We start from the raw sequence: 25,222 nt of genomic DNA, 5'->3' as shown, positions 1-25,222 counted from the left end.
ATAAGAGTGCCGGCCCCATGGAAAGCACCTTCGGTTCCATCCTGACCGCGCTCGGCACCGGCCTTCCGGTGCTGCTGGTCCAGCTCGCCGTCACGCTGGCGCTGCTGGTGGCGGGCGTCGCCGTCTACACCCGCATCACCCCCTTCGACGAGCGCCGGCTGGTGGCGGAAGGCAATGCCGCCGGCGGCCTGACGCTGGGCGGCTCCATCGTGGCGCTCGCCATTCCGCTGGCGGCGACGCTGGCGACCAGCAGCGTCGTGCTGGACATCGTGCTGTGGGGCGTGGTGGCGCTGATCCTCCAGCTGGTCGCCTTCGCCGTGGCGACCCTGCTGATCCGCGACCTGCGCGGCCAGATCGAATCGGGCAACGTCGCGTCGGCGGCGACCTTGGTCGGCGTCCAGCTGGGGGTGGCGGTGATCAACGCCGCCGCCATGGCGGGATAAGGGCGCCGGACAAGTCGCCCCCAAGAGGTAAGGATAGAGGGGTCTGGTTCCCGGATCGCCCCCACCCCATCTGTGCAGGCGAAGCGTCCGCGGTCTTTCGGCCCGGGCGCCTCCAACAACCCTCCTTCGACAGGAATCAGCCATGCTTGCCTTCATCCGCAACCTTCTGGGTGTCAAGACCGACCAGGCCGTTCAGGGCGCCATGGAGACGCTGGTGCGCTGGGATCCGAAGTCCGCGACCGAGGCGGAGCTGCGGACCATGGAACAGCATCTCGACCAGCTTGGCCGGCAGGTGGCGGAAGCCCGCGCCATCCATGACCGCGAGCAGCGCGAGGCCGACGAGATCAAGGCGCTGTCGAGCCAGCGCATGGCCGCCGCCGAGCATCTGCAGCAGCAGATCGACGGCGAGACCGACCCGGCGCGCAAGGCCGGCCTGGAAAAGAGCCTGGAGACCATCGTCGCCATGCTGGAGGAGATGGCCCCCGACATCGAGCGCGAGGTCCGCGACGCGGTCGAGGCGCGCGAGTTCCTGGAAATGCTGGAAAAGAGCTACGCCGACGCCGGCGCCAAGCTGAAGTCCGCCCGCGCCGAGCTGACCCGCGCCCAGCGCGACATGGGCCGCGCCGACCAGCAGCGCGCCATGGCCGAGCGTCAGGCCGAAGCCGCCCGTCAGGCCGCCGGCCTTGCCGGCGCCACCAGCGGCCTGACCGTGGCCCTGAAGGCGATGCAGGACACGGCCGCCAAGGATCTGGCCGCGGCGGAGGCCGCCAACGCCAAGGCCAAGCTGCTGCGCCCGTCTGCCCCGGAAAAGGAAGACCCCAACATCGCAGCCGCCCTGGCCGCCGCGTCGGGCAAGACGGCGCCGACCAGCCTGTCCGACCGTCTGGCGGCGCTGAAGGCCAAGCAGGGCTGAGGGTTCGACTGAGTGTTCGGGGGATCGGCGGGGGAGGACTCAGCCGATCCTTACCTCCTGGGGGCCTTTGGGGGGATGGAACAGCGTGGAACGGTTTCCGGCAGCTGTTCCATGCCCACCGGCGCACCCTCTAGCCCGTCCGCCTCACAGACGGCCGAAGGCGGCCTTGCCGCCCTGGCGTTCCAGCGCCGAGCCGAGGGAGGGATAGGGATCGTCCGGGTTGACGGTCCAGGGATAGACGCCCTTCGGCCCCGCCGATTCCGGTCGGGCGAGGATGGCGGCGACGGCGCGCGGATCGGGCGGGGTGCGTTCGCGGAAGGCGCCGGGGATGCTGTCGTCGTCAATTTCGGGGACGATGTCGGCGGAGGAGGCGGCGGACGGGTCTTCCGACGGCTGCGAGGGTTGCGGCTGTTGAACCGGCTGTGGCGCCGGCTGGGCTGCCAGCCCGTCGAGGATGCCGAGCCGGTCGGCAAGCCAGCGCACGGTGGACGGATCGCCGGAGGAGACCAGCCGTTCGATCTGCTCGACGACCAGACTGCGCAGCGAGGAGAGGCGCAGGTCGGCCTCGCGGTTCAAAGCCTGCCGCTCCCACCAGACCCTGTGACGAAAATCCTTGGAGCCGTAATAGGCCCGCCACAGGGTGGTGCGGCTGCATCCCATGGCGCGGGCGACATAGAGGAAGCTGCTGCCGCGCGCCAGCATGCCGGCGGCCATGATCCATTGTTCCTCGTGGAATTGCGAACCGGGGACCAGCGAGCCTTCGGCGGGCGCCGGCGGCTCTTCGGCCCAGAGGGGGAACTGGTCGTCGGCAAGGGTACGGTTGTCGAGGGGCATGGCGTGGCTCCGCAAGGGGGTGGGACAGGGTGCGGAGAGGGTATAGGAATTTTGTCCCTTCACGGGGATTTTTGTGCAAAACCCAGAGCGATCAAGGGGTTGAGACCGTTGCCTTGCCTGGATATGGAATGACGGCACGGAAGTGATCAGATTGTCCTGGATGTAAAGCACGGTCATAATGTGTGCCCCTACCATCCGTGGCGCCAAATTGTCATAACATCAATCAGTATGCGTAAGAGACGCTTCATTACCTATCGAAGAGAGAAAAAGTCTTTGTCCGGCTTTGTCTATATCACATGTGCACCGACATTCGTTTTTCCTTACGATGATTGACAGGTTCCATAGATTCGAAAATATGCATATACTTCGGCGAGGGGGGAGCCATGAAGCCTTGCCGTATTGCCGACCGTCTCAAAGTGGTGATCGTCGCCACCACGCTGTGCTCCAGCGAAGCGATGTCGGCTGCCGACGCCCCCAGGGACGATGCGCCGATCACTTTTGATCGAAATCTCGGCAAGACGATCACATACCAAACCTTGTCATCACTGAATGACTTTGCTTTCGGGCTGGTGTTCGCAGGAGGGGTTGTGGCGGGCGGCGTGTTGGCTGTGGCTTCGACTGTGACTGAACCTATATTCTACTATATTCATGAAAATATATGGGATGCCTACCAACCCCGTTCTGAAGATGAAGGGGTGAATACCGTTGCTGCAAAGACCGCAACATATACATCTGCCAATATGATGAGGATTTTTGCCACAGGGTGGATCGTAACAGGGAATCCCGCCCTGGCCACCGGATACGTGGCGTTTAATTCAATGGCGGACTCTTTAACATACGCAACCAACGATGCTATTTGGATGTACGTATGGCCACGCGCCAATACTGACAAAGAAACTTCTGATGACTTAATAAAAGTCAGATCAGTACTCCACTGATATCGAGATCGCGACGGGTTTTATGGAAAGCCCCGGGGGGCGGACGGCTGTCCGCTCCTAATCATCCTCCCACGATCACTGCCTGTCGGTGGTCAGCGATCCCTCCAGACGGCGCAGCAGGGCGGCAAGCTGCTCCTGCTCGGCATCCGACAGGCCGGCGAGAAGCCTCGCCTCCAAAGCCATATCCTCCCGGAAGGCCGCTTCGGCTTTCCGCCTGCCCGCTTCGCTCAGTTCTACCAGAAGGCTCCGGCCATCCTCCTCGGCCGGCCGGCGTTCAATCAGTCCCGCCTTCGACAGCTTGCTGAGACGGTGGGTCATGCCGCCGGAGGAGACCATCATCGATTTGAACAGTTCCGTAGGGCGGAGCCGATAAGGCGGCCCGGCGCGAAGCAGGGTGAACAGGACATCCGCCTCGCCGGCATCCAAACCATGCGACGCAAGAACCGCGTCGATCCGTGGACGGACCAGAAGCGTCAGCCGCCGGGCGCGGCCGAGAACCGCCATGCCCCGCGTGTCCACATCCGGAAGCTCGCGCGCCCACTGCTCACGACGGTCGTCGACGCCGTCGCGCCCGTTCGCTGATTCACACTGTTGTCTTGACACAAAGATAACTCCGCAGATTATCTTCCCACCAAGATACCTGTGCGGAAGGATGGATCAAGGCCATGGAGCGTTCCCGGACCGAAGCGGCCTGTGCGCCCGACTTCCTGCCGCTGATCCTGTTGTGCCTGTGCGGCTTGCTGTTCGCGTCGAAGATCATGGTTTCCAAGGCGGCACTCTCGGCCGGAGCCGACCCGTTCCAGCTCGGCATCATCGGCAATCTGGGCGCCGGCCTTCTGCTGTGCGGATGGCTCGCCGCACGGGGAGAGTCGCTGTCGTCGGCCTGCCGCCCGCCGCTTCTCCATCTGGTTCTCGGCATCGTTTCGGTCGCGCTTCCGACAATCCTGTCCTTCCATGTCGTGGAGCGGGTCGGTCCGGCCTACACGGCGACGGTCTATTCGCTGTCGCCCATCCTGACCATGAGCTTTGCCGCCGGCTTCGGCATCGAACGGATGTCCGTCCGCAGGTCCGCCGGCGTCGTGACCGGACTGTTGGGCATGATGGCGCTCGTTCAGCAGCAGCTGGCGGCCATCGACTTCGCCCAGCCCGTCTGGGTGATGATCGGCCTGCTGATTCCGGCCTGCACGGCAACCGGCAACATCATCCGCTCGGCCTTCTGGCCGACGGGCGCCTCGGCGCTGGCCTTCGCTTGCGCGACGCTGTTCACGTCCAGTCTGGTGATGGCGATCCTGTCGCCGCTGTTCGGATCCGTCGGCCGGTGGCGCTTCACCGATCCGGTTCTCGGACTTTGGTTTGCCGGATTCGTTCTGGTCTCGGCGCTGTCCTACGTCCTGAATTTCCGCCTGCAAAAAGTCGCCGGATCCGTCGTGTTCAGCCAGATCGGCTATTGGGGGACCGGCTTCGGCGTTCTGCTTGCCGCCTTGCTGTTCGGCGACGTGCTGACCGCGCCGTCGCTGATCGGTCTTGCGGCGATCATCACCGGCGGGGTGCTGGCGAACCGGAGTAACAGCCGACCAGCTGTTCGCTCTTAATCATCCACCCCTCGCAGGGTTACGACACAGCAGTGCCCAGATTGTCCCTCGACGTAAAAAAACAGTCAGAACATGCGCTCCTGAACCTCATAGTGCCGGCTTGTCATAACGCCCGTTCCCACATCCCGGACAATCTGTGCACTTTCGTGTGCTGCCCCCTATCCGATCCGCAAACCGTTGGACAGGACAGCCGAGAATGGGTGTTCGCGGCCGTTCGGCCTCTCCCGAGAGGGAAGACCTCAATCCGTTGAAAACGCCATCAACTCCGCGATGCAGTCGGCGACGATGCGGGATGGACGACGGTTCGGTGGCAGAAGGAGCAGAGTGCGCGATCGAATTTCCGGTTCGAACGCGCAGGCGACCAAGCCTCGCCCGAGAAAGGGTTCGGCGGTCAGCGGACTGACCAGACCGCAGCCGATGCCGGCCTGCACCATCGCGCATACGGTCGTCGAGTAGGGCGTCTCCAGCACGATTTTCGGCATCACGCCATGGGCGGCCAGCACCCCGTCCAGCCGGCGGCGCGCGGTGTCCTCGGGAGCGAGGGCGATGAAGGGCGTGCCATGAAGATCGGCGGGGTGGAGAACCTCGCGCTGCGCCAGCGGGTGATCGGCCGGGACGGCAATCACCAGGCGCTGCCGCATGAAGAGCGTCGCATCCACCCCCGTCACGTCGATTTCGTCGGCCGCCAGTCCGACATCGAACTGGCCGGAGGCGATCAGATCCTTCACCACGGACGACATGCGCGCCTGCACCGTGATCGACACGTCGGGATGCCGCAACTGGAAGGCACGCAATGCTTTCGGCAGGATGGTGGTGCTGACTGCCGAGTGGCACGCCACCCGGATTTCGCCTGAGCCGAAGTCGCGGATGCGGGCGGCGGCGGCGCGCAGATGGATCAAGCCGGCAAAGGACGAGGCCACTTCCTGGAAGAACAGCCGCGCCTCCTCCGTCGGGAGCATGCGCCCTTTGGCGCGATGGAACAGCGAAAAGCCGATTTCCCGCTCCAGCTCCTGGATTGCCTTGCTGACGGCGGGTTGCGAAATGCGCAGCACCTTGGCCGCGCGCGACGCGGTGCCGTTGGTCATCACCGCGTGGAACACCTCAACCTGCCGCAGGTTCATGATGGCCTCCCTATTTCTACTGTGTCATAAGTTCGTGTTTTCTGTGGCAGCATGGACATCGCTCAAGCGATCGGCTCAGCGTTCGCGCGATGGCGATGCGCAGGGTGGCGATGGAGGTCGGGACGTGCCGTTCAGGGCGCAGCGGTAGCACCGCGCGGTCGGTAACCTTCGGGTAGCGCAGGTGCTTCGCGGCGCCCGGTTCGAGGTGGAGCCGAGGGGGGAATCGCGGCCCGCTCCCGGACCAGGAAGCCGTAGGCAGCGATGCACAAGGTGGCATGGTGGTGAAAGCCCCGCCAGCCGCGGCCCTCGTAATGGCCCAACCCGAATTCCTGCTTGAGTTCCAGGTAATCGCGCTCGATCCGCCAGCGTCCCTTGGCGGTGCCGACCAGATCATCCAGCGACGTGGTGTCCGGCTGGGTCGACAGCCAATACTTGGTCGGCTCGTCTTCATCCTCGGGCCACTCGACCAGCAGCCATTCGGCCGGCCGGAGTTCGGCGCGTTCATTGTCGCGGTGGGCGGGATGGACCCGGACGGCGGCAAAGCGGGAGGTGAGCGGCGCGTTCGTGCCTTCGCGCCAGGTGACGGTGTGCCAGGCCGCCGGCGCCAATCCCTGGGCCAGGGCCTTCGCCGCGACCGGTTCGTGCCCCGGCCCCCGGCGCAGCAGCTTCGGCGGCCGCCCTGTGCCACTCCAGGGTTTCGGCGGCAACGGCATAACGCCCGGCGGCCAGAGGCTGGTCGATGACTGGATGCCGGCAACATAGATCAGCCCCAGTGCGCCGATGCCTGCGCGCAGGTCGGTGTCGGTGCCGTAGCCGGCGTCCATCAGCACCACGCCCGGCGGCAGCCCGGCCGCCACCGCCGCGCGGATCTGGTCGAGCGCGATGGCCGGCTTGGTTTGGAAGGCGACAGCATCCGGAATGCCCGCCTTGGCGCGCCGGATCGGATCATTGGCCCAGGTCTCGGGCAGATAGAGCCGGCAGGCAATGGGCAGGCTGGCATGATCGGTGGCCAGCGACAGCGAGACGGCGACCTGGCAGTTGTCCTGCTTGCCGATCTGGCCGCAGTACTGGCGCGCCACGCCGACCGAGTGGCGGCCCTTCTTGGGCATTCCGGTGTCGTCGACGATCCAGAACCGGAGCGGGCCGCCTTCAAGCAGGGCGGGAAGAACCAGATCGCGGACCGCGTCCAGAACGGCACGATCGTCCCAGGCGGCCTTGGCGACGAAATGATGCAAGGATTGGTGGGCGGCGCCGACCCGGCCCGGGTCTACCCGCGCCGCCATCGGTTCGACGCTCTTGCGCTCGCCCGGCAGCATCAAGCCGGTACAATAGGCCCGAAACGGTGCCGCGCGGTCGGCGTGGCCGAGCGCTACCGCGAGGCGCTCGACATATGCTGTGAAGCGTGATTCGCTGGTGCTGTCCGGTCCGCAGAGATCCATGACGCCTCCTGAACGGAGCATGAATCTCTTTCATACCAATCGCCGGCCGCCAATGCCATGTTTATGACACAGTAGAACTATAACCCAGGGGAATAAACTAGCTTGAAATCCATATTGGACGAAATAGGGCTGGGGGCGTCATATCGGGGAAGTGTCAGTCAAAGGACGCCTCTCATGAAAGATCTCACCCAATGCGTGGTGAATCCTTCGGTTGCCGCCGAAGGATTCGACAGCCTCAGCGTGCCCGTCCATCGTGGATCGACAATCGTCTTCGCCAATGCCGAAGCTTACGCGGCACGAGGCGACCGCGGACACACCGGCTATAGCTACGGTCTTTACGGAACCCCGACGACCCGGACGCTGGAAGCCAAACTGACGGCGCTCGAGAACGGAGCCTGGACTTTCCTTCTACCGTCGGGGCAGGCAGCCAACAGCTTTGCCGTGCTGCCCTTCCTGCAGGCTGGCGACAGGATGTTGATCGCCGACACCTCCTATCCACCGATGCGCGACTTCGCCAACCACGATCTGGTCAAATTCGGCATCGAGGTCGACTATTACGACCCGACCGACGTCGCCGATCTGGAGCGGCGGATCGACGGACGCACCAAGGTGGTCTGGTGCGAATCCCCCGGCTCCACCACCATGGAGGTCCAGGACCTGCCGGCCATCGCGGCGGTGGCGCACCGCCATGGTGCCCTGGTCGGCTGCGACAACAGCTGGGCCACCCCGCTGAACTTCAAGCCTCTCGACCATGGCGCCGATCTGGTGACCGAAGCGCTGACGAAGTACATCAGCGGCCATTCCGATCTGCTCATGGGATCCCTCACCGTGCGGAACGAGGCCCTGATCACGCCGATCCGCAGCGCTCTCGGCCGCTACGGGATCGGTGTTTCGCCCGATGACGCCTCGCTGGTGCTTCGGGGAATAGAGACACTGGGCGTGCGGATGCGGCAGGCGTCGGACGGGGCGATGGCGATGGCCGAACGGCTGGCCGGCCATCCGCTGGTGGAGCAGGTTCTGTATCCAGCACTCCCCGGCTCTCCCGGCCATGCGGTGTGGAAGCGCGACTTCCTCGGGGCCAGCGGCGTCTTCAGCGTCGTCTTCACGCCCGCGGCGACGCCGCATGTCCAGCATGCCCTCGACATGTTGCGCACCTTCGCCATCGGCGCCTCCTGGGGCGGAACCCGCAGCCTGATGGCGCCGATGCCGGTCAAGCGCAACCGCACCGCCCGCCCCTGGACCGGCGAGGACCTGATCCTGCGCATCAGCGTCGGGCTGGAGGATCCGGCCGACCTGCAGGACGATCTCACCGCCTTCCTCGACGACATCACCGTACGGACGGCCAAGGCGGCGACTGCCTGACGGCGGCGGACGCAAGCATGCTTCCCCGGTCAAGGTGCAACCGGGTGTTGATCGTCTCGGAAACGGGACAGCCTTGTTGAGCAGTGCAGCCCCAAAAGGCGCCCCATCCTTACGTCCCGGGGGAGGCCGCCTTCGCCGCCTTCGCCTTGCGGGCCGCCACCTCGAAGGCGACGTCCTCGATCATCCCGGCGGTCAGCGAGGACAGGGCCGACTTCAGGCTCGGCCAGTGGTTCATGCGGGCGGTGTCGGCGACGGCGGCGGTCTTCGCCTTCAGCACGAGGCGGCGGCCGCCCTGGGGGGCTTCCTCCACCCGCTCCGGCTCCAGTTCGGCCAGCAGCGGGGCGGGGACCTTGCCCTTCAGGGCGTGCAGGACGGCGGCCCACAGAGCGGTGACGTCGTCGGCGTCGGGCAGCGGGCCGAGGTCGGCGAGGCCGGCCTCCACCGGATCGGCCGGGGCGACGGTGTCGACCTTGCCGATGCGGCGCGCCCGGCGGCCGGCGCTGTGGCGTTCGCGCTCCAGATAGGTTTCGGCCGCCTCCTCCTCGTCCTTGGCGAGGAATTCCAGCGTCACCGCCTCGATCTTGCGGCCTTTCCGCTTCATCTTGTCTTCCGGCATGCTGACGCGGAAGGGAGCCAGCTGGTTCACCTCGGCGATGGCGCGGTCGATGGTGCGGGTGCGCAGGATGCCGAAATCCTTGTAGGCGCCCTCCGGCACATTCATCAGCTTGCGCAGCGTGTCGATGTCCAGCTCCAGCGACGGATAGTCCATCTGGTAGCGCTGCATGCCGATCTCGTAGAGCTTCAGCGCGTAGGTGCTGGTGACCTTGACCATCGCCGGGCCGGACAGCTTGGCCCACAGCTGGGACGAGCGCTGGATTTCCAGGAAGGCGTCGGTGAACTGGAAATGGATGTCGGCGGCGTCGCTGTCCTCCTCCTCCTCCGGCCGGACATAGCTGGAGAGGATGCGCAGTTCGGCACGCGACCGGCGGCCGCGGAAGGGGCCGATGACCACCAGGCTGGAATCGAAGATTTCCTTCAGCGCGTCGAAGATGCGCTCGTTGCCCTTGTGGTTGCCGCGCACCACCCGCTTGGGCAGGCGGTAGAGCTTGTTGGCGAAATTCTGGCTGCCGGCCAGATGGATCATGAAGTTCAGCATCTTCTGCGCCGGCAGCGACAGGCGCGTGCCGTTGGCCGGATAGCTGTAGACCGCCTCCGCCGCCTTGATGAGATGCTTGTAGCCGTCGCGCTCGAAGGTGGCGCTGGCGACGCGGGCGGTCAGGCCGGCGACCGGGGCCGTGGTTTCCGCCGCGACCGACGGCAGGGTCGCCGCCGCGCCGTCACCGTCGATCACCGCACCGCCGGCCAGATCCTCCGGCCCGAGAACGACGAGGCCGGATCCCGCCTTTGCGGAGCCTTTCATGGGCGCAGCCGCGTCCGACGGGACGGACTCCTCCGCCACCGTGCTGCGCGCCTTCCTGCGCCCCGTCCCCGCCATCACCGTCCTCCGCCGAAATCGAGGGAGGCTAAATCAATCCTTACCGGAAAAACAAGTAAGGAAAGGGTCGCGCGACAGAATCCTTTTCATCCTTACATCCTGGGGGCGGAACCCTTACGCCCCGGGGGGTGTGCGACTCGCCCCCACCCGGTAAGGCTGTTTCCCCCAGGCTGTAAGGAAGATTCGCTGCGACTCGCGGACTCCCCTGGAGATTCGCGCCGACGAATCCTCTTAAAAGGGAAAGGGAGTCGCGAACGCCTGCCAAGTGACGGATCCGGCAGGACTTCCAAACCGCGAATCTCGACCGGAGGTACCCTCCGACACCCTTCCGCGGCCAGAATCAGTGCGACTCGATTCGCAAAAGCCCCTGCACAGGAGAGGCTCCATCCTTACTCCCTGGGGGCGTGCCGGCATTTTTGCTGTTCGGAGGTCCGTGGGCAAGCGCCATCCTTACGGCTTGGGGGCACTCGAAGCCGGATCCAGGCCCCCAGGAGGTAAGGATCGGCGGATCCAGCGGATCTCCTCACGCGATTCCAGGGGCAGGCAAGGAGTCACAAGGGCTTACAGGCCCCCAGGATGTAAGGAAGCCCGCCCCCGAGCCGTAAGGATCGGAAAGCGGGCTTGTCGGCTGCATCGGGGCGGGATCCGGCCCCCAGGGAGTAAGGATAGGAAGGGGAGTAAGTTTAAGTAATTGATTTAAAATGTTTTTTAATGGGCAGCCAGCAGGAACAGGCCCTGGCCGAGATAGACGCTGGCGGTTCCCATCACCAGATAGCGGCTCCACAGGCGGAACTGGGCATCGCTCATGCGGTCGAGGACGCGGCGGGAGAGATTCGTGCCGAGCAGCGCCATGGCGATCGACATGACGATGACCGTCGCTTCCACCGTCTCGTCCGCACCGCCGGCGACCAGGGGAGCGAAGTAAGCGATCTTCACCAGATGGCCGACCGACTGGATGGCGGCCTTGGTGGCGACCACGCTCTGCCGGGTCATGGCGCTGCGGATGAAGAAGGTGTCGAGCAGGGGGCCGGAGATGCCGGCGACCAGCTGGACGCCCATGCACAGGAAACCGCCCAGCACGCCATGCAGCGGCTTTTGCGCGTTCAGCGCCCAGCGGGCGGGCACCGCCAGCGCCAGGAAGGGCGACAGTCCCAGAATCAGCAGCGACACCGCCCGGTCCGGCACGGCGCCGACCAGGGCGAACAGCAGTCCGGCGACCGAGCCGCCCAGCGCGAATCGCAGGATGACCGGCCAGACGACATGCCGGCGCCACAGCCACGCCCGCCAGCCGTTGGAGGCGAACTGCGTCACGCCATGCAGCAGCATCGCCGACGGCACCGGCAGCAGGATCAGCAGCAGGCCCATCAGCACCATGCCGCCGGCCATGCCGAACAGGCCCGACAGAAACGAGGTCACGAGAACGGTGAGCCCAAGCCCCACCATCAGCGGAAGCGTCAGCATGAATTGCCCGAATGTCAGAGAGGATGAGGGGAAAACTCGCACGCGCGCGGTTGCGCCGCAAACGGCATTGTTCGATGCTCAGACTCAGGAAAAGTTGGGGTGAAGTAAGGATGGGACCATGCGCCGCCTGCCCTCGCTGAACGGTCTGCGCGCCTTCGAGGCGGCCGCCCGCCATGGCAGCTTCACCGCGGCGGCGGCGGAGCTGCACGTCTCGCAGGCCGCGGTCAGCCGTATGGTGAAGCTGCTGGAGGAACGGCTGGGCTTCGCCCTGTTCGACCGGCGGGCCAACGCGCTGCTGCTGACCGAGCGCGGCCGGGCGTTGCAGCCGGCGCTGACCGAGGCGTTCGACGGCATCGCCCGGCGGGTCGAGCAGGTGTCGGCGATGCGGGCCGGGCCGGTGCTGACGGTCGGCATGGGGGCGACGGTGGCGGTGCGCTGGCTGATCCCGCGGCTGTCCAGCTTCCACATCGCTCATCCGGAGATCGAGGTGCGGATCGCCACCGGCGGGGCGGGGGCGCCGATGAACGACGACTGGACCTGCGCCGTGCTGCTCGGCGACGGCCAGTGGCCCGGCTATGAGGCGGAGCGGCTGTTCTCCTCCAGCCTGCAACCGGTCTGCGCACCGCGGCTGGCGGCGGAGTTGGGCAAGCCGGCGGATCTGGCCGGCGCCACGCTGCTGCACGTCTCCCATTGGGGGGAGGACTGGCCGCGCTGGCTCGCCGCCGCCGCCGGGGCGGCGGATCAGAAAGCGGAGCCGGGAACGGATTTGGGAATAAGGGGGCTGTCCTTCGGCAGCTACGCCATGACCTTGCAGGCGGCCATCGACGGCGTCGGGGTGGCGCTGGCGCCGCGGCTCTACAGTGCGGACGACATCGCCGCCGGGCGCCTCGCCGCGCCCTTCGAGCTGGCGGTGCCGATGGTCCACTCCTGGTATCTGGTCTATCGCGCCTCGCGCCGCGAGGATGGCGGCTTCGGCGCCTTCCGCGACTGGCTCTACCGGCTGCGCGCGGAGATCGCGTGACTGGCGCGGCTCATCGCGAGCCTGCCGGGCAGAGCTGGTCCGGGCCGGGGGTGGAGAACCAGGCGGCGGGCCTGCCGCGGTCGTCAGCCAGATCCTCGGCGCTCACATAGCGACGGGGCGGCGGCGGCCGGCCGGCGAACGGGCGGAGCCCGTCGGGCTGAAGGCGCATCCATCGGCCGGACAGGACGATGCCGGATGAGGCGTCGCCGCGGCAGTCCTCCTCCGGGATGGCGATCAGCAGGTCGCAGCCGGGCTTGCCGTCCAGGCGCCGGGCGAGCGTGCCGGGGCCGTACTCGGCGGTCTCCGCGTGGGCGAGCTGGCGGAAGGGCGGCTGCGGCTCCAGCAGCGTCAGGGTCCAACTGTGAACCCCGACGCCGTTGCTGACCGCATCCAGCTCGGCGATGACCAGCGCGGGATTGCCGGTGCCGGACAGATCCGCCAGCGCCACGTCCATCGGACCCATCTGCTCCGGGATCAGGTCGTCGAGCGGCCTGCTCCATTGCCGGCTGCCCTGCCCGCGCCTGACGCTGTAGGTCGCCGTCCAGCCCGAGGAGGAAGTTGCCGGGCCGCCGATGCAGCGGCAGACGCTGAGGTCGCGCAGCGGGGCGGCGCAGTGGGTCATGCGGCAGGCGCCGGCGGAGGCGGTCTCTTGCGCCTGGATGACCGGAACCGGGCAGGACTGGAGCGCCGGTTGGGGGGCCGCCGCCAGCAGGACCGCCAGCGGCACTCCGGGGAGGGGAACAGGAAACGGCATGGCGGTATCCGGGGGCGGCTGGCCTGATCGAATCTTGTCCGATTTTCCGGCCGGCGGCCATGCATTCCTCCGGTGCGCAAATCGGCGGTGCAACATTGGAGGGGGCCGACATAGGCTGCGCGCTGTTCTGTCACAGGTTTGAACAGTCATGACTCCACAGGACCGCGCGATGCCGCCCACCGTTGCCTCCCATTCGGCCGAAGACGCCGCCCATCCGGCGCTGTCCCGTTCGCTCGTCATGCTGATGGCGCTGGCCTGCGGGGTGGTGGTCGCCAACATCTATTATGCCCAGCCGCTGGTCGGGCTGATCGGCCCGGCGGTCGGGCTGTCGCCGGAGACCGCCAGCCTCGTCGTCACCCTGACCCAGGTCGGCTATGGCGCCGGGCTGGTGCTGCTGGTGCCGCTGGGCGACCTGCTGGAGAACCGCCGGCTGGTGGTGGTCACCCTGTGCAGCACGGTGGCGGCCCTGCTGGTGGCGGCGGTCGCCCCCACCGCGTCCCTGTTCCTGGCGGCGTCCTTCCTGATCGGCGTCACCTCCGTCGCCGTGCAGATGCTGGTGCCGCTGGCCGCCCACATGGCGCCGGAGGCCTCGCGCGGGCAGGTGGTCGGCACTGTGATGAGCGGGCTGCTGCTCGGCATCCTGCTGGCCCGCCCGGTGTCGAGCCTGATCGCCGACAGCCTGGGCTGGCGGGCTGTCTTCGCCCTGTCGGCGGTGGCGATGGTCGGCTTCGCGGTGCTGATGCGGCGGGTGCTGCCGCAGCGGCGGCCGAAGGCGCAATCGAGCTATGGTGCGCTGCTCGGTTCGCTCGGGCGGCTGCTGGTGCGGACGCCGGTGCTGCAACGGCGGACCGTCTACCAGACGATGATGTTCGCCGCCTTCAGCCTCTACTGGACCTCCGTCCCGCTGCTGCTGGCGGGGGCGCCCTTCCATCTCAGCCAGCGCGGCATCGCGTTGTTCGCCCTGTCGGGGGCGGCGGGTGCCTTGGTGGCGCCGATCGCCGGGCGGATCGCCGACCGCGGCTGGACCCGGCCGGCCACCGGCTTCGCGCTGGCGATGGCGGCGCTGTCCTTCTTCGTCGCGCGCGCCGGCGAGGGTTCCATCGCGCTCTTGGTGCTGGCCGGGCTGCTGCTCGACATGGGCGTGCAGATGAACATGGTGCTGGGGCAGCGCGCCATCTACTCGCTGGGGGCGGAGACCCGCAGCCGGATGAACGCCATCTATATGGCGATCTTCTTCCTGGGGGGTGCCGCCGGCTCGGCGCTGGCCGGCTATGCCTTCGCCGTCGGCGGCTGGGCGCCGGTGACCTGGATCGGCTTCGCCTTTCCCGCCATCGGCCTGCTGTTCTACCTGACCGAATTCCGCGGGCGGCCTGCCGCCTGACCGGTGATCTTCAAAGGAGATGATGGAATGGATCGACGTACACTGGGCCGCAGCGGCCTGTCGGTGTCCCCGCTCTGCTTCGGCGGCAACGTGTTCGGCTGGACCGCCGACGAGGCCACCTCCTTCCGGCTGCTCGACGCCTTCGTCGATGCCGGCTTCAACTTCGTCGACACCGCCGACGTCTATTCGGCCTGGGCCCCCGGCAATTCAGGCGGCGAGTCCGAGACCATCATCGGCAACTGGATGAAGAGCCGCGGCAACCGCGACCGCATCGTGCTGGCGACCAAGGTCGGGTCGGAGATGGGGCCGGGGAAGAAGGGGCTGTCGCCCGCCTGGATCCGGACGGCCGTGGAGGACTCGCTGCGCCGGCTCCAGACCGACCGCATCGACCTCTACCAGTCGCACTGGGACGATCCCGAAACCCCGTTCGAGGAGACGCTCGGCGCCTACAAGGAGCTGATCGACCAGGGCAAGGTCCGGGCCATCGGCGCCTCCAACCTGACGGCTCCCCGCCTGCGCGAGGCGCTGGAGGTCAGCGCCCGCACCGGCCTGCCCCGCTATGAGACCCTGCAGCCGGAATACAACCTCTACAGCCGCCAAGGCTACGAGGCCGAGCTGGAGGGGCTGTGCCGGGAGAATGGGCTGGGCGTCATCAATTACTATTCGCTGGCCGCCGGCTTCCTGACCGGCAAATACCGCTCGGCCGGGGATGTGGGCAAGAGCGCGCGTGGCAACGGGGTGGTGTCGAAATACCTGAACGAGCGCGGCCGGGCGATCCTGGCGGCGCTGGACGAGGTCGCCGGCCGGCATGGGGCGACTCCGGGACAGGTGGCGATCGCCTGGTTGATCGCTAGGCCCGGCCTGACGGCGCCGATCGCCAGCGCGTCGAAGCCGGAGCAGATGGGCGACCTGATCGCCGCCGCCCGGCTGCGGCTGGACGCCGGGGACATCGCGCAGCTGGACCGGGCGAGCGCTTACTGAGGGCGCCTACTGAGGTGTCGGGTCACGGCGACGGGATCGCCGCCGCCTTGGGCGGGGCCGGCTTGCCGGCCTCGTCGCTTCGCAGCACCGCCAGGAAGGCTTCGGCCATGGCGTGGTAGACCGAGTGCGGGCAGACCAGCCGGGAGAGCGTGGTGGCAAGGGCGGCGCTCAGCATCAGCGGCAGCAGCATGTCGGGCGAGGCGCTCATCTCCGTCACGATGACGACGGCGGTCAGCGGCGCCTGCACCACCCCGGCGAAATAGGAAACCATCGCCAGCAGCACCACCGCCGCCAGCGACGTGTCCGGCAGCAGCCCGCCGATGATCGAGCCGATGCCCGCCCCCACCGACAGCGAGGGGGAGAAGATGCCGCCGGGAATGCCGCAGATGCCCGACAGGGCGGTCGCCAGCAGCTTTGCCGGGGCGTAGTACCAGGGCAGCGTCTCCACCCCGTCGAGCACGGCGCGCGCCTCTTCGTAGCCGGTGCCGAAGGTCAGGCCGCCGGTGGCGGCGCCGATCATCGCCAGGGCAAGGCCGCAGCCGAGCGCGACCAGCACCGGGTGGCGCCCCAGCCCTCCGCCCAGGCCGCGGCGGATCCAGCGCGACAGCCACAGCAGCAGGCTGCTGAACCCGCCGCCGGCCAGCCCGCCGACGATGCCGGTCGCCAGCACGGCCTTCCAGTCCTGCCAGCTGGCCGACGTCGCGGTATGACCGAAATAGGCGTAGTTGCCGAGCAGGGCGACGGCGACCAGACCGGCGGCCACCACCGCGACCAGAACGAGGCCGCTGGTCCGCTTCTCGAAGCTGCGGGCCATCTCCTCGATGGCGAAGACGATGCCGGCCAGCGGCGTGTTGAAGGCGGCGGCGACGCCGGCCGCACCGCCGGCCAGGATCAGTCCCGGTTCCCGCCCCAGCCCGGCGATGGAACCGGCCATCAGCATGATCGAGGCGCCGACCTGAACCGTCGGTCCCTCGCGCCCGATGGAGGCGCCGCAGGCCAGCCCGACCAGGGTCAGCAGGATCTTGCCGACGGCGATGCGCGGCGACAGCAACCGGCGCTTGGCCGCCGGATCCTGGACATGGCGCGCGGCGATGGCCTGGGGGATGCCGCTGCCCTGCGATCCCGGCACCAGCCGCAGCGCCACCCAGGCCGAGAAGGCCAGCCCAAGCGGCGTCAGCAGGAAGGGCAGCCAGGGCGATGCCGCCTCCGCCAGCCGGAACAGCTGTTGGGCGTAATCGGCGGCGCGGGCGAACAGGACGGCGACCAGACCGACCACGCCGGCACCGGACCAGAACAGCAGGCGCCGACGCCAGTTCCTGGGCGACATCCAGACATGGCGGGGGATGCGCAGCCGATTGGGCAGCCGATGGGGCAGACGGTTGGTGGAGGGCATTGGACGGGCCGGAAGCGGGTGAAACGAACCGATGGAACGGCGGAATGCCGAGTTTAGGTCCGTCCTGCTTCCCAGAACCAGCCACGGTCACGCAGATCTGGGATCACGCGCGAAGATAAGGCGTCAGCGGCGGACGACGCTCACCGGCTTTGCAGCGGAACGGTTGCCGCGCGAGGCGATGGCGGCGCCCTGGAGGGTGCGCTGGCTGCGGCGCGCCTGCGCCTGCTCCACCTCGCGGCGGAAATTGGGGCCGAGAGCCTCGTAGGCGGCCTTCAGCTCCGGGTCCTTCATCCAGAATTCACGGCGATCCATGGTTTCCTCTTATATTGGCTGGCCGCCGGCCGAATGCCGGACAGACCTGCGGCATGCCGCTCCTGGAGACGATGCGTCGCGGGCGGGTCATCCGGCGTTTTTATCGGGAGGACGCTCGCGTTCCTTTTGGGAGGGCTGGGGCGGCATGACGACTGACAGGTTGGGGTGGTCGGTCTTCACTTCAAGATACGCCCGGTGTCGGATCGGACGACTTTTCAAAAGCCATAACGCATTGCCTACCCCAAGGTTCCAGGCGGGCCGTCCTCGGCCGCTGGTTCTAGGACCAGGGGTGGGTGAGATCCCCCTCTCCCCCCAGGGAGAGGGTCGGGGTGAGGGGGATGCACAAGGTGGATTCGGTGGAGAGTGGGAACCGCGCGACGCTTGAAAATCCTCGCCGCGCGACCCCCTCACCCTAACCCTCTCCCCGCTTTCGGCGGATCTTCGATCCGCCTGTCGCGTCAGCGCAAACTTCGTTTGCGCGTGAGCGGGGGGAGAGGGGATCTCGCGGTGGGGAGCGGAATCAGCCGTGCAGCAGGCCGATGTCGCTGTAGGCGATGTGGTCGAAGCCCAGGCCGTAGACCGGCGAGTTGGACGCCAGGCTGAAATCGTCGGCACCCGGATTGACGAAAGCCGGGTTCAGCGTGACCGAGCCCTTGTCGTAGCCGGCGGCCTGCCAGTTCGCCAGGGTGCCCCAGGCGCCGCTCGACATCACCTGCGGCCAGGCGTCGAACTCCTTCGCGGCGGTGTCGAGGCTGCTGTAGAAATTGTTGTGCAGGTTGCCGACATTGGCCGGGCCGTAGATGTGGACGGCGGTGCCCTCGCGCACGTCGATGACGTTGCCCGAAATGTCGTTGCCGGTCATCGTGTGGCCCTTCCAGCCGCTCCAGGCGACATCCTGCTGGAGGCCGATCTGGGCGCCGCTGTTGCCGGCGATGACATTCTCGGTGACCGTGTTGTTCCAGCCGCCATGCAGGAAGACGCCGCCGATGTTGTCGTGGACGACGTTGCCCTTCACCGTGGTGCCGCTGGTCCAGTCGTCGAGATAGATGCCCCAGCTCGCCACGCTGCCTGACGGGTTGGTCGCGGTGGTGCCGGACACGTCGTTGTTGACGACGGTGTGGTTGGCCAGATCCTGCTGGCGGTTGATCAGGTAGATGCCGCCGCCGTCGTTCGATTCCAGGTTGGCGTTGATGACCTTGTTGTAGGAAATCGTCACGCGATAGCTCGCGTCGCTGCCGTCCGTCTGGACCGAGCCGACGGCGATGGCCTTCTCCGGCGAGTTTTCGATCTGGTTGTGGGTGACCTTCACGTCGGAGCTGCCGTTGATCCAGATGCCGGCGTCGCCGCGGTCGGCGGCGTTCGGGTGGCGGATCAGGTTGTCGGACACCAGCGTGGCGTTGGAGCCGGCCTTGACGAAGATGGATTCGGCGCCGGTGCTGTCGAACTGGTTGCCGGTGACCTTGCTGTTGGCACTGTTCTGCACCGTGATGCCGTAGCCGCCGCCCTTGACCACATTGTTGGCGAAGGTCAGGCCGGAGGCGTTGTCGGCATAGACGTAATGGCCGCCGACGACGCCGTCGGCGAAGCTGAGCCCCTCGATGGTGACGTTCTTGGCGCCGCCGAGGCCGAAGGACACCGTGGCGTTGGAGCCGCCGTGGATCACCGCCTTCTCGCTGCCGTAGCCGGCGAAGGTCACGCCGGAATCCCGGCTGTCCAGCCAGAGACCGTTCTGATGGTAGTCGCCGCCGCGGATGTAGGTGGTGTCGATGGTGGAGTCGGCGCGCATCGCCGCCTGCGCCTTGGCGAGGCTGGCGAAAGGCCCGTCGGTGCCATCGGCGTTCGGGGCGGCCAGCTTGCCCGACCAGCTGTCCTTGCCGTTGGTGGCGACGTAGAAGGCCGGGCCGGCGGGGGTGGTCGGCGTCGTGGGCGTGGTCGGGGTGGTGGTCGTGGCGCCGGCCGGGAAGTCGGAGGCCGGGGCGTTCACCACCAGCGTGCCGTTCCACCACATCCCCTTCTGGCCGGCGATCACGTCCTTGCCGTCGAGCGCGCCCTTGTCATAGGTGACGGCGCTGCTGGTCGGGGCATAGCTGTGGCCGTTGATCGAGATGCTGTTGACGGTCAGGCTGCGGTCCTGGCCGTTGATCACCGCGTCGTTGTCGTACTGGACCTGCACCTTGTGCGCCACGCGGTCGGCGACGTCGGTGGTGAAGCTGAAATCCTTGGCGGCGGTGCCGGCGGTGCCCTCGCCGATCTGCTTGCCGTCGACCAGCACCTTGAAGTGGGCGTTGACGCCGCCCGCCGGGGTGCCGGAGGCGTTCACCACGATGGTGTCCTTGCCCGAGGCCGGCGTCGCGGTGACGGCGGCGGGGAAATAGCCCTTGTCGGCGTTGACGACCAGCGTGCCGTTCCACCACAGGTTCGACTGGCCGGCGACGACGTCCTTGCCGTCGAGCGCGCCCTTGTCGTAGCTGACGATGCCGGCGGTCGGCGCGATCGTCTTGCCGCCGATGCTGATGCTGTTGACGGTCAGGCTGCGGTCCTGGCCGTTGATGACAGCGTCGTTGTCGTACTGGATCTGCACCTTGTGCGCGACGTCGCTGGTCAGCACGGGCGTGAAGACGAAATCCTTCGCCGTCGTGCCGGCGGTGCCCTCACCCACCTTCTGGCCGTCGACCAGCAGGGTGAAATGGGCGTTCACGCCGCCTGCGGCCTTGCCCAGGGCGTTCACGACGATCTTGGTAGCGGAAGTGGCCATCGGTTCGGTGTCCTCGCCTGATGTGCCCGTCAGCCTCGGCCGCCCCTGGGGGCGGCCGGCTTTCGGGGCCTGATGTCCGTTTTGGGCCTGAACCCGGATGCGGGACGCAGGATGGCGAGGGGCGGCGGGATCTTTGTGTGATGTTTACGCTAAAACCGGCGGAATCTGCGACAAATTGTGGCTATTCGGGCTGGGGCCCGGTTTCCGGCATTGTCGTGATTGCAGTGCAGCATTTCCGCAACAGCGCCCCGTGCGAAAATTGCGGCTTTCCCCTATTGTTGAAGGAAGCCGTTGAACGAAAGGTGCTTTTCCCGGATTGTTTGGAATGGCTACAACTGTTTGCCGCCGGCATGAGACGCGGCGACCGCGAGGCATCGGAAACCCCATATGTCCCCCATATGTCCGATGCCGGAGCGGAACAAGGATTGACCGAGAGATGCACGAGTACAGCGAGCGGCCGCGCCGCGCCGACGACCACCCCAGCCACCGGCCTCTGCCGCCGGGCTGTTTCCGGGTGCAGCGGCCCATTCGCTTTTCCCACTGCGACCCGGCCGGAATCGTCTATTTCCCGGTCTATTTCGACATGTTCAACGGCGCGGTGGAGGACTGGTTCACCCAGGGGCTGGACATCGACTATGCGACGATGATCCTGCAACGTCGCCTGGGCCTGCCGATCGTGCATGCCGAATGCGATTTCGTGATCCCGAGCCGGATGGGCGACACGCTGACGCTGGGCGTCCTGCTGGAGCGGCTGGGCCGCAGCTCCGTCCAGCTGCGCATCAACGGCGAGCATGAGGGGCAGGTCCGGCTGTCGGGCAGCCTGACGCTGGTCACCACCTCGCTCGACGACTTCGCCGCCGTGGCGATCCCGGAGGACATCCGGGCGGCCATGGAGCGCTATCAGGCGGGCTGCGAGGGGTAAGGGGGCTGCGCCTCTCCCCCTCTCCCCCGTGACGGACCCCATGGACGACCTCGACCGCCGGCTGATCGACCTGTTGACGGTGAACGCCCGCACCAGCACGGCGGCGCTGGGCCGGGCGCTGGGGCTGTCGCGGTCGACCGTGCAGGACCGCATCGCCCGGCTGGAGCGGCAGGGCGTGATCGCCGGCTATACGGTGAAGCTGGGGGATCCGGCGCCGCGGCGCGGCGTGTCGGCGCTGGTGATGATCAGCGTCAGTGCCAAGCTGGCCGACCGCGCCGTCCATGCCCTGCGCAAGATGCCGGAGGTGATCCGGCTGCACAGCATCAGCGGCCAGTATGATCTGTGCGCCACCGTCGGCACCGAGACCCACGACGCGATGGACGCGGCACTGGACGCCATCGGCCGCCTGCCGGGGGTGGAGCGGACGATGTCGTCGATCGTGCTGTCGACGAAGATGGAACGGTAGAAAAATACCCCCCGCCCGGTGAGGGCGGGGGGCCTCTTTCGACCTTACGCCTTGCCGTCCATGTGGATGACGCGCAGGTTGTTGGTGGTGCCGGCCTGGGCAAACGGGATGCCGGCGACGACGACCATGGTGCCGGTCTTGCCGGCGAACTCCTCGGCCCGCCCGGTGGCGATGGCGCGGTCGACCATCTCCTCGTAGGTGCGGATGTCGTCGGACAGCACGCTGTGGGCGCCCCACAGCAGGCAGAGCCGGCGCGACACCGCGGTGTCGGGGGTGATCGCCAGGATCGGCACCTCCGGCCGCTTGCGGGCGATGCGGGCCGCGGTGGTGCCGCTGGAGGTGAAGGCGACGATGGCCGAGGAATGCAGGGCGTCGGCCAGATCGGCGGCGGCGGCGGCCACCGCGTGCGGCGGCGTGTGCTCCTCGCCCGGATGGGTCGCCTGGATCAGCGAGCGGTAGAGCTTGTGCTGCTCGGTGGAGCGGATGATGCGGTCCATCATGGTGACCGCCTCGACCGGATACTGGCCCGACGCCGATTCGGCCGACAGCATCACCGCGTCGGCGCCGTCATAGATGGCGGTCGCCACGTCCGACGCCTCGGCCCGCGTCGGGGTCGGGGCGGACACCATCGAATCGAGCATCTGGGTGGCGACGATCACCGGCTTCACCGCCAGACGGCAGGCGCGCACCAGCTCCTTCTGGCGGCCGGGCACGTCCTCGTGCGGGATTTCGACGCCGAGGTCGCCGCGCGCCACCATCACCGCGTCGGACAGGCGGATGATGTCGTCGATCTTCTCCAGCGCCTGCGGCTTCTCGATCTTCGCCATGATGCCGGCGCGGTCGCCGATCAGGCCGCGGCCTTCCAGGATGTCGCCCGGCTTCTGCACGAAGGACATGGCGACCCAGTCGACGCCCAGCTCCAGCCCGAAGGCGAGATCGGCGCGGTCCTTGGCGGTCAGCGGCGACAGGTCCAGGATGGTGCCCGGCAGGTTGACGCCCTTGCGGTTGGAGATGACGCCGCCGACGACGACCTTCGCCTCGATCCAGTCGTCGCCCAGCTCAACCACCTCGACGCGGACGCGGCCGTCGTCGATCAGCAGATGGTGGCCCGGCATGATGGCGGCGAAGATTTCCGGGTGCGGCAGCGGGATGGAGCGCTTGTCGCCGTCGGTCCCCTGGAGCACGAAGCGGATCTGCTCGCCGGTGGCCACCGCGATCTTGCCGTCGCGGATGGTGCCGACGCGGATCTTCGGACCCTGGAGATCCTGGAGGATGCCGATCGGGCGGCCGACCTCGGCCTCCAACTCGCGGATGGCGCGGTGGACCTTGGCGTGGTCGTCGTGGGTGCCGTGGCTGAAGTTCAGCCGGAAGGTGTCGACACCGGCCAGGAACAGGGTTTTCAGCATCTCCGGCGAGTTGCTGGCCGGTCCGACGGTGGCGACGATCTTGGCGCGGCGATGACGGCGCATGTGGTTCCGGCCGCGGGGGCCGTCCTCTGTTGGCTGGGCCGTCCGGTGCGCCGGCACAAGCGGCGGTCACCTTGGGAGGACGGCGGGGTGACTGGTCAGCAGCGCGAGCGACCGGTGCAGGCAACCCCTTCGGGCGACCCGTCGACCGTTCGCGTGCCATACCAGGGTGTCGCGATTGTTGCCGGAAAGCAAGGCGGCTTGCGGGTTTAGAGTTCTTCCAACTGGTCGTGCAGATCCTCGATGGCGCGGATGCGGGCGCGGCCGGGCTCGCCGGTCAGCGGGATCAGCTCGGCGGCGAGCGCATGGATCACCGCCAGGGCGGCGACATGGCTGTCGAGCGCCGCCAGGCTGCGGGTCTCGCAGCGGAAGGTCAGCGGCGGCGGCGGCGCCTCCAGCGCCGAGTGGCTGTCGGCGATCAGGATGGTTGGAATGCCGCGCTCCCCCGCTGTGCGCAGCAGGCGGACGATGGCCGGCGGACGGCGGCGGATGCCGACCAGGAACAGCAGGTCGCCGGTGCCGAGATCGGCGAGCGTCTCCGCCATCGTCTCGCCGGAGGCCGCCAACTGGTGGACCTCGCCGCGGACCTGGATGAACTGCCAGCGGGCATAACCGGCCAGGAAGGCGCTGTTGCGCGCGCCGCAGACCCAGATCCGCCGGGCACCGGCAAGCGCGCGGGCCGCCTGCGCCAGCAGAGCCGGGTCGATCTGCCGCGCGGTGGCGGCGAGCGCCTCGGCGCTGCGCCGGAAATGCGCCTCCAGCGGCGGAAGCCCTGCATCGGGGGCGGGAGCCTGGGCCGGACCGGCAACACCGGGCGGCAGCAGGAACAGCGGCGAGCCCCAGTCGCCGCCGCGCCGGGCGGCCAGACGCGCTTCCTCGAAGCCGGCATAGCCGAGGCGGCGGACCAGACGCGACACCGTCATCTTCGACACGCCGGCCCGGCCGGCCAGCTCGGTCGCCGAATAGCCCGACAGTTCGCCCGGACAGGCGAGAATCACATCGGCGAGCTGCCGCTCCATGGGGGTGAGGTCGCCGTAGCGGTCGCGGATGCGGGCGGTCAGCGACGGATCGGCGGTCTCCATCACCGGACCTGCCTGTTTCCTCAGCTGTTTCTCTGCCTGTTTCATGGGCTGATCGCCTCGTTATCTCAATAACCGCACAAAATATGGGCGGTTCAGGTGCGGCGCAGGTGGTGTTACGATTGTAACGAAGACGTCAAATGGCGGGATAACCGTAACATTCCAGCCCTTTGGCGCACATCGGAATTCGTAGGACGAAAGTGGCACATGGTTTGAAGAGGGAGGTTCATCGTCTTTCGGTTCGGAGATCAGGTGCCATGCGGTTCGCGAAGATTCTGGGTGCTCTCGGCCTTGCCACGGCGGTTCTGGCCGGGGGGCTCGCCCCGACCCATGCAAAAGCCGACGCGCTGGAGCGCATCGCCAAGGAAAAAGTGCTGCGCGTCGCCGTCCCGCAGGACTTCCCGCCCTTCGGCTCGGTCGGCACCGACCTGAAGCCGGTCGGCTACGACATCGACGCCGCCACCCTGATCGCCAAGGAAATGGGTGCCAAGGTGGAGCTGGTGCCGGTGACCAGCACCAACCGCATCCCCTACCTGACCACCGGCAAGGTCGATCTGGTGATCTCCAGCCTGGGCAAGAATGCCGAGCGCGAGAAGGTCATCGACTTCTCCACCGCCTACGCCCCCTTCTACAACGGCGTCTTCGGTCCCGACGACATCAAGGCCGAGAAGGTCGAGGATCTGGAAGGCAAGACCGTCGGCGTCACCCGCGGCTCGGTCGAGGACATCGAGCTGTCGAAGATCGTCACCGACAAGGTGACCGTCCGCCGCTACGAGGACAACAACGGCACCATCTCCGCCTTCCTGTCGGGGCAGGTCCAGCTGGTCGCCACCGGCAACGTGGTGGCCGCCGCCATCTTCGAGCGCAACCCGCCGCGCCAGCCGATCCTGAAGTTCCTGATCAAGAACTCCCCCTGCTTCGTCGGGCTGAACAAGAACGAGGGGCCGCTCCTGGAGAAGGTCAACGCCATCATCGCCAAGGCGAAGGAGGACGGCTCGCTGAACGAGATCGCCAAGAAGTGGCTGCATTCGCCGCTGCCGAAGGATCTGTGAGGTAAGGCTGCCCTCTTCTCCCTCTCCCCCCGGGGAGAGGGG

The 25,222-nt window shown here is 67.4% G+C and carries 23 protein-coding genes; 11 read left to right on the top strand and 12 right to left on the bottom strand.

Features of this window, described 5'->3' with window-relative positions; translation table 11 throughout:
• Positions 1 to 17: 17 nt before the first annotated feature.
• Both E6C72_RS25790 and E6C72_RS25785 read left to right on the top strand, forming a co-directional pair.
• Positions 18 to 443, top strand: a complete 426-nt coding sequence (locus tag E6C72_RS25790) for a DUF350 domain-containing protein (protein ID WP_109865324.1) — start codon at positions 18 to 20, stop codon at positions 441 to 443.
• A gap of 142 nt (positions 444 to 585) precedes the next feature.
• Positions 586 to 1,356, top strand: a complete 771-nt coding sequence (locus tag E6C72_RS25785; RefSeq protein ID WP_109865325.1) for a hypothetical protein — start codon at positions 586 to 588, stop codon at positions 1,354 to 1,356.
• A gap of 144 nt (positions 1,357 to 1,500) precedes the next feature.
• Here E6C72_RS25785 and E6C72_RS25780 read toward each other — a convergent pair whose 3' ends face one another.
• Positions 1,501 to 2,190, bottom strand: coding sequence for a hypothetical protein (locus tag E6C72_RS25780; RefSeq protein ID WP_109865326.1), 690 nt, complete (start codon positions 2,188 to 2,190; stop codon positions 1,501 to 1,503).
• Between the two features lie 383 nt (positions 2,191 to 2,573).
• On the opposite strand from E6C72_RS25780, the gene E6C72_RS25775 reads away from it, so the two are divergent.
• The gene (locus E6C72_RS25775) at positions 2,574 to 3,128 is read left to right on the top strand and encodes a DUF2061 domain-containing protein (RefSeq protein ID WP_109865327.1); all 555 of its coding nucleotides are present in this window, start codon (positions 2,574 to 2,576) and stop codon (positions 3,126 to 3,128) included.
• Between the two features lie 75 nt (positions 3,129 to 3,203).
• On the opposite strand, the gene E6C72_RS25770 is transcribed toward E6C72_RS25775, so the two are convergent.
• Positions 3,204 to 3,632: a MarR family winged helix-turn-helix transcriptional regulator gene (locus E6C72_RS25770; RefSeq protein ID WP_247876151.1), complete on the bottom strand. Its 429-nt coding sequence runs from the start codon at positions 3,630 to 3,632 to the stop codon at positions 3,204 to 3,206.
• A 161-nt stretch (positions 3,633 to 3,793) separates the two neighbouring features.
• On the opposite strand from E6C72_RS25770, the gene E6C72_RS25765 reads away from it, so the two are divergent.
• Positions 3,794 to 4,720, top strand: coding sequence for a DMT family transporter (locus tag E6C72_RS25765; protein WP_109865329.1), 927 nt, complete (start codon positions 3,794 to 3,796; stop codon positions 4,718 to 4,720).
• A gap of 239 nt (positions 4,721 to 4,959) precedes the next feature.
• Here E6C72_RS25765 and E6C72_RS25760 read toward each other — a convergent pair whose 3' ends face one another.
• Together E6C72_RS25760 and E6C72_RS25755 are read right to left on the bottom strand one after the other, a co-directional pair.
• The gene (locus tag E6C72_RS25760; RefSeq protein ID WP_109865330.1) at positions 4,960 to 5,841 is read right to left on the bottom strand and encodes a LysR substrate-binding domain-containing protein; all 882 of its coding nucleotides are present in this window, start codon (positions 5,839 to 5,841) and stop codon (positions 4,960 to 4,962) included.
• A 131-nt stretch (positions 5,842 to 5,972) separates the two neighbouring features.
• Complete coding sequence (locus E6C72_RS25755) at positions 5,973 to 7,280, bottom strand: IS701 family transposase (RefSeq protein ID WP_109444219.1); 1,308 nt, start codon at positions 7,278 to 7,280, stop codon at positions 5,973 to 5,975.
• A 174-nt stretch (positions 7,281 to 7,454) separates the two neighbouring features.
• Here E6C72_RS25755 and E6C72_RS25750 point away from each other — a divergent pair, with 174 nt between their 5' ends.
• Positions 7,455 to 8,642: a PLP-dependent aspartate aminotransferase family protein gene (locus tag E6C72_RS25750; protein WP_109442429.1), complete on the top strand. Its 1,188-nt coding sequence runs from the start codon at positions 7,455 to 7,457 to the stop codon at positions 8,640 to 8,642.
• Between the two features lie 109 nt (positions 8,643 to 8,751).
• Here E6C72_RS25750 and E6C72_RS25745 read toward each other — a convergent pair whose 3' ends face one another.
• Positions 8,752 to 10,062 carry a replication initiation protein gene (locus E6C72_RS25745; protein WP_247882178.1) on the bottom strand — a complete coding sequence of 437 codons (1,311 nt, stop codon included), beginning with the start codon at positions 10,060 to 10,062 and terminating at the stop codon, positions 8,752 to 8,754.
• Between the two features lie 783 nt (positions 10,063 to 10,845).
• On the bottom strand, positions 10,846 to 11,598 hold the full coding sequence (locus tag E6C72_RS25740; RefSeq protein ID WP_109442431.1) for a TSUP family transporter: 753 nt from the start codon (positions 11,596 to 11,598) through the stop codon (positions 10,846 to 10,848).
• A gap of 118 nt (positions 11,599 to 11,716) precedes the next feature.
• Between E6C72_RS25740 and E6C72_RS25735 the strand changes: the two genes are divergently transcribed.
• Entirely contained in the window at positions 11,717 to 12,619 is a 903-nt protein-coding gene (locus E6C72_RS25735) for a LysR substrate-binding domain-containing protein (protein WP_109442432.1), read from the top strand.
• Positions 12,620 to 12,629: 10 nt separating this feature from the next.
• Here E6C72_RS25735 and E6C72_RS25730 read toward each other — a convergent pair whose 3' ends face one another.
• Positions 12,630 to 13,373 carry a hypothetical protein gene (locus E6C72_RS25730; RefSeq protein ID WP_136700849.1) on the bottom strand — a complete coding sequence of 248 codons (744 nt, stop codon included), beginning with the start codon at positions 13,371 to 13,373 and terminating at the stop codon, positions 12,630 to 12,632.
• A 169-nt stretch (positions 13,374 to 13,542) separates the two neighbouring features.
• Here E6C72_RS25730 and E6C72_RS25725 point away from each other — a divergent pair, with 169 nt between their 5' ends.
• Together E6C72_RS25725 and E6C72_RS25720 are read left to right on the top strand one after the other, a co-directional pair.
• Positions 13,543 to 14,754 (top strand): MFS transporter, encoded by a 1,212-nt coding sequence (locus tag E6C72_RS25725; RefSeq protein WP_109442434.1) that lies wholly within the window; start codon positions 13,543 to 13,545, stop codon positions 14,752 to 14,754.
• Positions 14,755 to 14,781: 27 nt separating this feature from the next.
• Complete coding sequence (locus E6C72_RS25720) at positions 14,782 to 15,735, top strand: aldo/keto reductase (protein WP_109442435.1); 954 nt, start codon at positions 14,782 to 14,784, stop codon at positions 15,733 to 15,735.
• 22 nt (positions 15,736 to 15,757) lie between these two features.
• Here the strand turns inward: E6C72_RS25720 and E6C72_RS25715 are convergent, their stop codons facing one another.
• The 3 genes from E6C72_RS25715 to E6C72_RS25705 form a co-directional block, all read right to left on the bottom strand.
• On the bottom strand, positions 15,758 to 17,128 hold the full coding sequence (locus tag E6C72_RS25715) for a chloride channel protein (RefSeq protein ID WP_109442436.1): 1,371 nt from the start codon (positions 17,126 to 17,128) through the stop codon (positions 15,758 to 15,760).
• A 123-nt stretch (positions 17,129 to 17,251) separates the two neighbouring features.
• The gene (locus tag E6C72_RS25710) at positions 17,252 to 17,440 is read right to left on the bottom strand and encodes a hypothetical protein (protein WP_109442437.1); all 189 of its coding nucleotides are present in this window, start codon (positions 17,438 to 17,440) and stop codon (positions 17,252 to 17,254) included.
• Between the two features lie 520 nt (positions 17,441 to 17,960).
• The gene (locus E6C72_RS25705; RefSeq protein ID WP_109442438.1) at positions 17,961 to 20,195 is read right to left on the bottom strand and encodes a right-handed parallel beta-helix repeat-containing protein; all 2,235 of its coding nucleotides are present in this window, start codon (positions 20,193 to 20,195) and stop codon (positions 17,961 to 17,963) included.
• A gap of 436 nt (positions 20,196 to 20,631) precedes the next feature.
• On the opposite strand from E6C72_RS25705, the gene E6C72_RS25700 reads away from it, so the two are divergent.
• Positions 20,632 to 21,117 carry a thioesterase family protein gene (locus tag E6C72_RS25700; protein ID WP_247875871.1) on the top strand — a complete coding sequence of 162 codons (486 nt, stop codon included), beginning with the start codon at positions 20,632 to 20,634 and terminating at the stop codon, positions 21,115 to 21,117.
• Between the two features lie 40 nt (positions 21,118 to 21,157).
• Positions 21,158 to 21,583 carry an Lrp/AsnC family transcriptional regulator gene (locus tag E6C72_RS25695; protein ID WP_109442439.1) on the top strand — a complete coding sequence of 142 codons (426 nt, stop codon included), beginning with the start codon at positions 21,158 to 21,160 and terminating at the stop codon, positions 21,581 to 21,583.
• A 44-nt stretch (positions 21,584 to 21,627) separates the two neighbouring features.
• Here E6C72_RS25695 and pyk read toward each other — a convergent pair whose 3' ends face one another.
• Both pyk and E6C72_RS25685 read right to left on the bottom strand, forming a co-directional pair.
• Entirely contained in the window at positions 21,628 to 23,052 is a 1,425-nt protein-coding gene (gene pyk, locus E6C72_RS25690) for a pyruvate kinase (protein WP_109442440.1), read from the bottom strand.
• A 206-nt stretch (positions 23,053 to 23,258) separates the two neighbouring features.
• Positions 23,259 to 24,176 (bottom strand): MurR/RpiR family transcriptional regulator, encoded by a 918-nt coding sequence (locus E6C72_RS25685; RefSeq protein ID WP_247875872.1) that lies wholly within the window; start codon positions 24,174 to 24,176, stop codon positions 23,259 to 23,261.
• Positions 24,177 to 24,385: 209 nt separating this feature from the next.
• Between E6C72_RS25685 and E6C72_RS25680 the strand changes: the two genes are divergently transcribed.
• A complete protein-coding gene (locus E6C72_RS25680) occupies positions 24,386 to 25,180 on the top strand; it encodes a transporter substrate-binding domain-containing protein (protein ID WP_109442442.1) in 795 nt (264 codons plus the stop codon).
• The last annotated feature ends 42 nt before the right edge of the window (positions 25,181 to 25,222 follow it).

The sequence above is a fragment of the Azospirillum sp. TSH100 genome, from assembly GCF_004923295.1.
Classification (GTDB): Bacteria; Pseudomonadota; Alphaproteobacteria; order Azospirillales; family Azospirillaceae; genus Azospirillum.
The sequence above is the reverse complement of the archived record's forward strand: the minus strand, read 5'-3'. Positions and strand labels throughout refer to the sequence as shown.

Excerpts from the sequence above, each read along its gene's own strand:
- E6C72_RS25685 (WP_247875872.1), bottom strand. The coding sequence starts at position 24,176 with ATGAAACAGGCAGAGAAACAGCTGAGGAAACAGGCAGGTCCGGTGATG.
- E6C72_RS25710 (WP_109442437.1), bottom strand. The coding sequence starts at position 17,440 with ATGGATCGCCGTGAATTCTGGATGAAGGACCCGGAGCTGAAGGCCGCC.
- E6C72_RS25725 (WP_109442434.1), top strand. The coding sequence starts at position 13,543 with ATGCCGCCCACCGTTGCCTCCCATTCGGCCGAAGACGCCGCCCATCCG.
- E6C72_RS25765 (WP_109865329.1), top strand. The coding sequence starts at position 3,794 with ATGGAGCGTTCCCGGACCGAAGCGGCCTGTGCGCCCGACTTCCTGCCG.
- E6C72_RS25720 (WP_109442435.1), top strand. The coding sequence starts at position 14,782 with ATGGATCGACGTACACTGGGCCGCAGCGGCCTGTCGGTGTCCCCGCTC.
- E6C72_RS25760 (WP_109865330.1), bottom strand. The coding sequence starts at position 5,841 with ATGAACCTGCGGCAGGTTGAGGTGTTCCACGCGGTGATGACCAACGGC.
- E6C72_RS25715 (WP_109442436.1), bottom strand. The coding sequence starts at position 17,128 with ATGCCCTCCACCAACCGTCTGCCCCATCGGCTGCCCAATCGGCTGCGC.
- E6C72_RS25790 (WP_109865324.1), top strand. The coding sequence starts at position 18 with ATGGAAAGCACCTTCGGTTCCATCCTGACCGCGCTCGGCACCGGCCTT.
- E6C72_RS25780 (WP_109865326.1), bottom strand. The coding sequence starts at position 2,190 with ATGCCCCTCGACAACCGTACCCTTGCCGACGACCAGTTCCCCCTCTGG.
- E6C72_RS25750 (WP_109442429.1), top strand. The coding sequence starts at position 7,455 with ATGAAAGATCTCACCCAATGCGTGGTGAATCCTTCGGTTGCCGCCGAA.
- E6C72_RS25785 (WP_109865325.1), top strand. The coding sequence starts at position 586 with ATGCTTGCCTTCATCCGCAACCTTCTGGGTGTCAAGACCGACCAGGCC.
- E6C72_RS25700 (WP_247875871.1), top strand. The coding sequence starts at position 20,632 with ATGCACGAGTACAGCGAGCGGCCGCGCCGCGCCGACGACCACCCCAGC.
- E6C72_RS25695 (WP_109442439.1), top strand. The coding sequence starts at position 21,158 with ATGGACGACCTCGACCGCCGGCTGATCGACCTGTTGACGGTGAACGCC.
- E6C72_RS25705 (WP_109442438.1), bottom strand. The coding sequence starts at position 20,195 with ATGGCCACTTCCGCTACCAAGATCGTCGTGAACGCCCTGGGCAAGGCC.
- E6C72_RS25775 (WP_109865327.1), top strand. The coding sequence starts at position 2,574 with ATGAAGCCTTGCCGTATTGCCGACCGTCTCAAAGTGGTGATCGTCGCC.
- E6C72_RS25730 (WP_136700849.1), bottom strand. The coding sequence starts at position 13,373 with ATGCCGTTTCCTGTTCCCCTCCCCGGAGTGCCGCTGGCGGTCCTGCTG.
- pyk (WP_109442440.1), bottom strand. The coding sequence starts at position 23,052 with ATGCGCCGTCATCGCCGCGCCAAGATCGTCGCCACCGTCGGACCGGCC.
- E6C72_RS25770 (WP_247876151.1), bottom strand. The coding sequence starts at position 3,632 with ATGGCGGTTCTCGGCCGCGCCCGGCGGCTGACGCTTCTGGTCCGTCCA.
- E6C72_RS25735 (WP_109442432.1), top strand. The coding sequence starts at position 11,717 with ATGCGCCGCCTGCCCTCGCTGAACGGTCTGCGCGCCTTCGAGGCGGCC.
- E6C72_RS25755 (WP_109444219.1), bottom strand. The coding sequence starts at position 7,280 with ATGGATCTCTGCGGACCGGACAGCACCAGCGAATCACGCTTCACAGCA.
- E6C72_RS25740 (WP_109442431.1), bottom strand. The coding sequence starts at position 11,598 with ATGCTGACGCTTCCGCTGATGGTGGGGCTTGGGCTCACCGTTCTCGTG.
- E6C72_RS25745 (WP_247882178.1), bottom strand. The coding sequence starts at position 10,062 with ATGAAAGGCTCCGCAAAGGCGGGATCCGGCCTCGTCGTTCTCGGGCCG.
- E6C72_RS25680 (WP_109442442.1), top strand. The coding sequence starts at position 24,386 with ATGCGGTTCGCGAAGATTCTGGGTGCTCTCGGCCTTGCCACGGCGGTT.